Annotated in this window: 5 protein-coding genes; 1 reads left to right on the top strand and 4 read right to left on the bottom strand. The window is 64.5% G+C overall.

All coding sequences use genetic code 11. The annotated features are described in order from the left end of the window. Window positions 1-128 precede the first annotated feature (128 nt). On the bottom strand, window positions 129-1,289 hold the full coding sequence (locus tag B7Y64_RS18840) for a PA0069 family radical SAM protein (RefSeq protein ID WP_291329603.1): 1,161 nt from the start codon (window positions 1,287-1,289) through the stop codon (window positions 129-131). A gap of 132 nt (window positions 1,290-1,421) precedes the next feature. Here B7Y64_RS18840 and rnk point away from each other — a divergent pair, with 132 nt between their 5' ends. After that, window positions 1,422-1,835: a nucleoside diphosphate kinase regulator gene (gene rnk / locus B7Y64_RS18845; protein ID WP_111868901.1), complete on the top strand. Its 414-nt coding sequence runs from the start codon at window positions 1,422-1,424 to the stop codon at window positions 1,833-1,835. A 160-nt stretch (window positions 1,836-1,995) separates the two neighbouring features. Here the strand turns inward: rnk and B7Y64_RS18850 are convergent, their stop codons facing one another. The 3 genes from B7Y64_RS18850 to B7Y64_RS18860 all read right to left on the bottom strand — a co-directional run bounded on the left by B7Y64_RS18850 (window position 1,996) and on the right by B7Y64_RS18860 (window position 6,202). Further along, the gene (locus tag B7Y64_RS18850) at window positions 1,996-3,117 is read right to left on the bottom strand and encodes an acyltransferase (protein ID WP_291326734.1); all 1,122 of its coding nucleotides are present in this window, start codon (window positions 3,115-3,117) and stop codon (window positions 1,996-1,998) included. A gap of 213 nt (window positions 3,118-3,330) precedes the next feature. Continuing rightward, window positions 3,331-4,284 (bottom strand): nitronate monooxygenase family protein, encoded by a 954-nt coding sequence (locus tag B7Y64_RS18855; protein ID WP_024815818.1) that lies wholly within the window; start codon window positions 4,282-4,284, stop codon window positions 3,331-3,333. Window positions 4,285-4,411: 127 nt separating this feature from the next. Next, a complete protein-coding gene (locus tag B7Y64_RS18860; RefSeq protein WP_024815819.1) occupies window positions 4,412-6,202 on the bottom strand; it encodes an acyl-CoA dehydrogenase in 1,791 nt (596 codons plus the stop codon). Window positions 6,203-6,369 lie beyond the last annotated feature (167 nt).

The raw sequence follows: 6,369 nt of genomic DNA on the forward strand, positions 1-6,369 counted from the left end.
AACTTACCCACCTGCCGGGCAATCCTCTGCTAAAAGCAAGGGCCTGACCATGGACTCAGTGGGGAATGTTGTACGCCACCCGAAATAGAAGAGAACCATTTTGAACCCTTTTTCCGATGCAAGGCCCGTCAAAACAGGCTGCCCTGCCCCCGCAGAAACCCGGGCTGGAACTGGGCCAGATCCAGCTCCACCCGTTCGCGGTTCAGCCCCAGCTTGCGGCAGGTGGTGGCAAACCGCTGGCGCAGCAGGTCGGCCCATAGGCCGCTGCCCTTCATGCGGGTGATGTAGTTGCTGTCGTAGGTTTTGCCTGCGCCGCGCTGGGCGTTGCTGAGGTTGTGCAGGTCCTGCACGCGGGCCATCACGCGGGCGGCGCGCTGCGGGTAGTGCAGCGCCAGCCATTCGCGAAACAGCGCATCCAGCTCCCAGGGCAACCGGATCACCGTGTAAAACGCGCTGCGGGCGCCGGCGTCGTGCGCCGCCGCCAGCACCTGCTCCATGTCTTCGGTGATGAAGGGAATCTGCGGCGCCACGCTCACGCCCACGGGCACGCCCGCATCGGCCAGTGCACGGATAGTGCGCAGACGCCGGTGCGGGGCTGCCGCGCGTGGCTCCAGGCGCCGGGCCAGCGCGGCATCGAGCGTGGTGATGGTCACATACACCGCCGCCAGGCGCTGCGCCGCCAGCGGCGCAAGCAGGTCGAGGTCGCGCTCCACGCCACTGCTTTTGGTGATGAGCGAAAACGGATGGCGCGCATCGCGCAGCACCTCGATCACGCCCCGCGTGAGGCGTAACTCGCGCTCCACCGGCTGGTAGCAATCGGTGGCCGAGCCGATGTTCAGCGTGCGCGGCACATGGCCGGGGCGCGCCAGTTCGGCGCGCAACACCTCGCCGATGTTGTGCTTGGCAATAATCTGCGTCTCGAAATCGAGCCCCGGCGACAGGTTCAGATAGCTGTGCGTGGGGCGGGCATAGCAATAGACACAGCCATGCTCGCAACCGCGGTAGGGGTTCACCGAGTGCTCAAAGAAGATGTCGGGGGAATCGTTGGCGCACAGCGCGCTGCGGGCGGTTTCTAGGTGCACCCGGGTGGGCTGCGGCGTGGCCTGCGCCTCGCCATCCCAAGGAAAATCCCAGCCATCGTCCACCACCGTGCGCGAGTCCTTTGCAAACCGGTGCGGCATGGCCGTGGCGGCACCCCGGCCGCGAATGGCGTGGATGGGAATGCGCGCTTCGGGCGGCGAGCCGCAGGGCGAATCAGCGGGATCAGCGGGATCAGCATCGCTTTTCATAACTGTATTAATATACAGTTTTTAAAGCATTTCCGCGAAAACCTCGCCCACCGCTTTGACCACGCGGCGCAGTGCGAGATTCACGATCCACTACAGTCCCGCCCTTTACAACTAGCTTTCGAGGTACACGCCATGGCGCGCAAACCCCAGATCACCCTGTCCTCCCTGGACCTGGACCGCATTGAAGCACTGCTGGCGGCGATTCCTGCCAGCGTCTTTCCGGGCAAGGCCGACCTGCAGGCAGAGCTGGACCGCGCCGACGTGGTGGCGCCCGAAGAGATTCCGCCCAATGTGGTGACCATGAATTCCACCGTGCAGTTCACGATCGAGGAAACCGGCAAGGAGTTCTGCCTGACGCTGGTGTACCCGCGCGACATGGACGGCAGCGCCGACCGCATCTCGATTTTTGCGCCCGTGGGCAGCGCCTTGCTGGGCCTGGCGGTGGGCGATGAACTGGCATGGCCTGGCCCGGGCGGCAAGTCGATGACGGTGCGGGTGAAAAGCATCGTCTACCAACCCGAAAGCGCGGGCGAGCTGCACCGCTGACCGGCACGGGCCACCGCACTTGTGTGACGCATGGCCATCGGCAAGTTGTGCGGGCCTCGTGACCAGTGCTCGCCTTCGCTCACAGCGCCTGTCAGCCAGGCGGCACCGCACCCCCAAGAAGAATCGACATGAAGGCGCGAGCGATCAAGTGATCAAGTGATCAGGCGATCAGGCTGGTCGTCACCGCCACCAGCATGCCGGTGCCCACCAGCCCGGCCTGCCAGCGCAGCGCCGAGGTCCAGGTCGGAACATGGCGTTCCACACGCGCATACAGTTGATGCCCTTCCACGAGCGACAGGGCAAATGCGGCCAGCATGCCCAGCGCATTCCATTCGGGCGCTTGCGGCCAGACATGGCTAACCACCGCATTGACCAGCAGGCACACCGGAAAGTGCACCAGAAACACCGAATACGACATCTGACCGAGCCGCACCAGGGGAGCGAACCCCTGCCACTGCCGCCAGCGCGGTGACCGCAGCGCCCAGGCCAGGGCCAGGGCCGTCACCAGCGCCACGGCAATGCGTGCCCGGAAATCCAGCGCCAGGGCAGCGGTGCCCAGCACAGCGATGGCGGCGATCCACCCGCCGGCACGCGGGGCCTGCACGGCCCAGCAGGCCATCATGCCGAGCCCATAAGCGCCAAAGAAATACAGGGCCCACATGTCCAGCTGCGGCTCGCGGTTGAACACCAGCAAGGACATGGCCGTGCCCACCACCACCAGCGCACGCCCCAGCCAGCCGGCGTGCCGCGCGCCCCCATCGCCACACAGGGCCCGCACCAGCGCGAGCAGCAGCACAGAGCCGGCAAAAAGCTGGAAGTCGATGGCGACATACCAAACCCCCGCCGACAAGGCCTCTTCGCCCACGATGTCCTGCAGCAGCAGCGCATTGGCCACCAGCTGGCCCAGGTCGGGCGCACCGGGTACCGAGGGATGATCCATCCAGCTGCCCACCAGCGCGGCCACTAACACGGCCAGCAGCAGGGCCACGGAATACGGCACCACCAGCCGCACAAAGCGCCGTGTGATCTGCTGCCTGGCGCTGTCAAAACGGGCAAGCCCCTGCGGTGCCAGACTGGCCGCCGCCAGATAGCCGCCCAACACCAGAAACACCTGCACGGCCATGCGCCCGTAGTCGTAAAGCCAGGCCATCAACCCCGGCGCCAGCGGCTGCGCGATATCCGACATGGGGCCGTAAAAAGCCAGGTGGTGCCACACGATGGTGGCGCAGGCAACGCCCTTGACCATGTCGATCAGCGGCGTGCGGGATTGGGGAGAAGTCATGCGAACCAATGAAACGATGGCGTGATGCCGACCCGCAGGCGGGGCCATCCAACTTTTGGTGTCTGGGGGCTGGACAACAAAACGGGTGTGTTCTGCGGCACGAGAGGCCCTCGCGCTGCGCAGGGGCACCTGATTCAGCACGCTTGCGAAGCTATTAATTCAATAGCTATCAGCGCAATGCTGTCAATCGCTAGAGCCCCAAAAGATCCAGAATTACAGCTTCAACCGCGCTCGCGCGGCTTGGTATTCGCCGCGCAGCTTGTCCACCAGCTCTGCCGTGCTGGTCACCGCATTGATCGCGCCGATGCCCTGGCCGCAGCCCCAGATGTCCTTCCAGGCCTTTTTCGCGTCACCACCAAAATTCATCTTGCTGGGGTCGGACTCGGGCAGATTGTCCGGGTCCATGCCGGCTGCGCGGATCGACGGCGCCAGGTAGTTGCCGTGCACGCCGGTGAAAAGGTTGCTGTAGACGATGTCGTCCGAATTGCCGTCCACGATGGCCTGCTTGTAGGCATCGGAGGCGCGCGCCTCGTGCGTGGCAATGAAGGCCGAGCCGATGTAGCCAAAGTCCGCGCCCATGGCCTGGGCCGCCAGCACGGCATCGCCGCTGGCGATGGAGCCGCTCAGCGCCACCGGGCCGTCGAACCACTGGCGAATCTCCTGAATCAGCGCAAACGGGCTCTTCACGCCGGCATGGCCGCCAGCGCCCGCGGCCACGGCGATCAGGCCATCGGCGCCCTTTTCGATGGCCTTGTGCGCAAACTTGTTGTTGATGATGTCGTGCAGCACGATGCCGCCCCAGGCGTGCACGGCCTGGTTCACGTCTTCGCGGGCGCCCAGGGACGTGATGATGATCGGCACCTTGTATTTGGCGCAGACCTGCATGTCGTGCTCCAGCCGGTCGTTGCTCTTGTGCACGATCTGGTTGATGGCAAAGGGCGCAGCGGGCTTGTCTGGGTTGGCTTTGTTGTAGGCCGCCAGGGTTTCGGTGATTTCAGCCAGCCATTCGTCCAGCAGCTCGGCGGGGCGGGCGTTGAGCGCGGGCATCGAACCCACCACGCCCGCCTTGCACTGCTCGATCACGAGCTTGGGGTTGCTGATGATGAATAGCGGCGATGCGATCACAGGCAGTGACAGGTTCTGCAACACGGGAGGCAGTTTGGACATGGCAACAACTTTCCGAAAAATATGAATCAAATGTGCCTCTAGCGCTTATTGAATAAGCGCTTGCAGCTATCATTTTTATATCAAACAGCCCCCGTGTATCCGGGGTGCGTCACATGGCAGGCAAGCTTCAGAAGGCTTCCAGCGCCAGATCGGTCACGCTGTCGGCGCCTTCAACGATGCTGTCGCGCAGGCCTGGCGCCTTGACCAGGATGTGCTCGGCATAGAACTGCGCCGTGGTGATTTTTGCGCGCAGGAAGGCTGCGTCCTGTCCCTTGGGCAACAGTGCCTCGGCCACCAGCAGGCTGCGCGCCAGCTGCCAGCCCGCCACCAGGTTGCCGGCGAGCATGAGGTAAGGCACGCTGCCCGCAAAAACGGCGTTGGGGCTGGACTTGGCGCCACCGGCAACGAAGTTCACCACATCCAGGAAGGCCTGGCGCGCCGCCGCCAGCCGGCGTGCCACCGCGTTGGCTGCGGGGGTGCCGCTGGCCAGCAGTTCGCCTTCGGTCTTTTCAATCTGCGCGGCGATGGCGCGGGCCGACTGGCCGCCGTCGCGCGCCGTTTTGCGGCCCACCAGGTCATTGGCCTGGATGGCGGTGGTGCCTTCGTAGATGGTCAAAATCTTGGCATCGCGGTAGTACTGCGCCGCACCCGTTTCTTCAATAAAGCCCATGCCGCCGTGCACCTGCACGCCCAGGCTGGTGACTTCCAGGCTCATCTCGGTGCTGTAGCCCTTGACCAGCGGCACCATGAATTCATAGAACGTGGCATTGTCCTTGCGCACCTGGGCATCGGGGTGGTGGTGCGCGGCGTCGTAGGCGGCAGCGGCCGTGCTGGCCATGGCGCGGCAACCCTCGGTGTAGGCGCGCATGGTCATGAGCATGCGGCGCACATCCGGGTGGTGAATGATGGCGGCGCTGGCGTTCATGCTGCCGTCTACGGGGCGGCTCTGCACGCGGTCCTTGGCGTAGCCCACGGCCTTCTGGTAGGCGCGTTCGGCAATCGCAATGCCCTGGACTCCCACGCCAAAGCGCGCGGCGTTCATCATGATGAACATGTATTCGAGGCCACGGTTTTCCTGGCCCACAAGGTAGCCCACGGCACCGCCATGGTCGCCAAACTGCAGCACCGCCGTGGGGCTGGCCTTGATGCCCATCTTGTGCTCGATGCTGACGCAGTGCGCGTCGTTGCGCGCACCCAGGCTGCCGTCCTTGTTGACGAGGAACTTGGGCACGACAAACAGGCTGATGCCCTTGACGCCCTCGGGCGCTCCCGCCACGCGGGCCAGCACGAGGTGCACGATGTTCTCGGCCATGTCGTGCTCACCCCAGGTGATGTAGATCTTGGTGCCGAAAATCTTGTACGTGCCATCGGGCTGCGGGTCGGCCTTGGTGCGCACCAGCGCCAGGTCCGACCCAGCCTGGGGCTCGGTCAGGTTCATGGTGCCGGTCCACTGGCCCGAGATGAGCTTTTCGAGGTAGATCGCCTTGAGCTCGTCGCTGCCTGCGGTCAGCAGCGCCTCGATGGCACCATCGGTCAGCAGCGGGCACAGGGCAAAGCTCATGTTGGCGCTGTTGAGCATCTCCGTGCAGGCCGCGCCAATGGTCTTGGGTAGACCCTGGCCGCCAAAGTCGGCAGGGTGCTGCAGGCCCTGCCAGCCGCCCTCGGTGAGCTGGCGGAAGGCGTCCTTGAAGCCCGGGGTGGCCGTGACCACGCCGTCCTTCCACGAAGACGGGTTCTTGTCGCCCTCGAAGTTCAGTGGAGCCAGCACGCCCTCGGTGAACTTGGCGCACTCTTCCAGCACGGCAGCTGCCGTGTCCAGGCCAGCATCCTCGAAGCCGGGGATTTGTGCGATTTGTTCAATATTGGCAAGGTGCTGCATGTTGAACAGCATGTCCTTGACGGGGGCGGTGTAGCTCATGGGGTTCTCCGGGGGATGTGAATGTCAAAAAAAAGGCACCGCAAGCGATGCCTTTTTGCGGTCGACCTGGCGTTACAGCGCCTTGACCAGTTCCGGCACGGCCGCAAACAGGTCCGCCTCCAGCCCATAGTCGGCCACGCTGAAGATCGGCGCCTCGGGGTCCTTGT

The sequence above is a fragment of the Acidovorax sp. 35-64-16 genome, from assembly GCF_002281195.1.
In the GTDB taxonomy this organism is placed as follows: Bacteria; Pseudomonadota; Gammaproteobacteria; order Burkholderiales; family Burkholderiaceae_C; genus Acidovorax; species Acidovorax defluvii.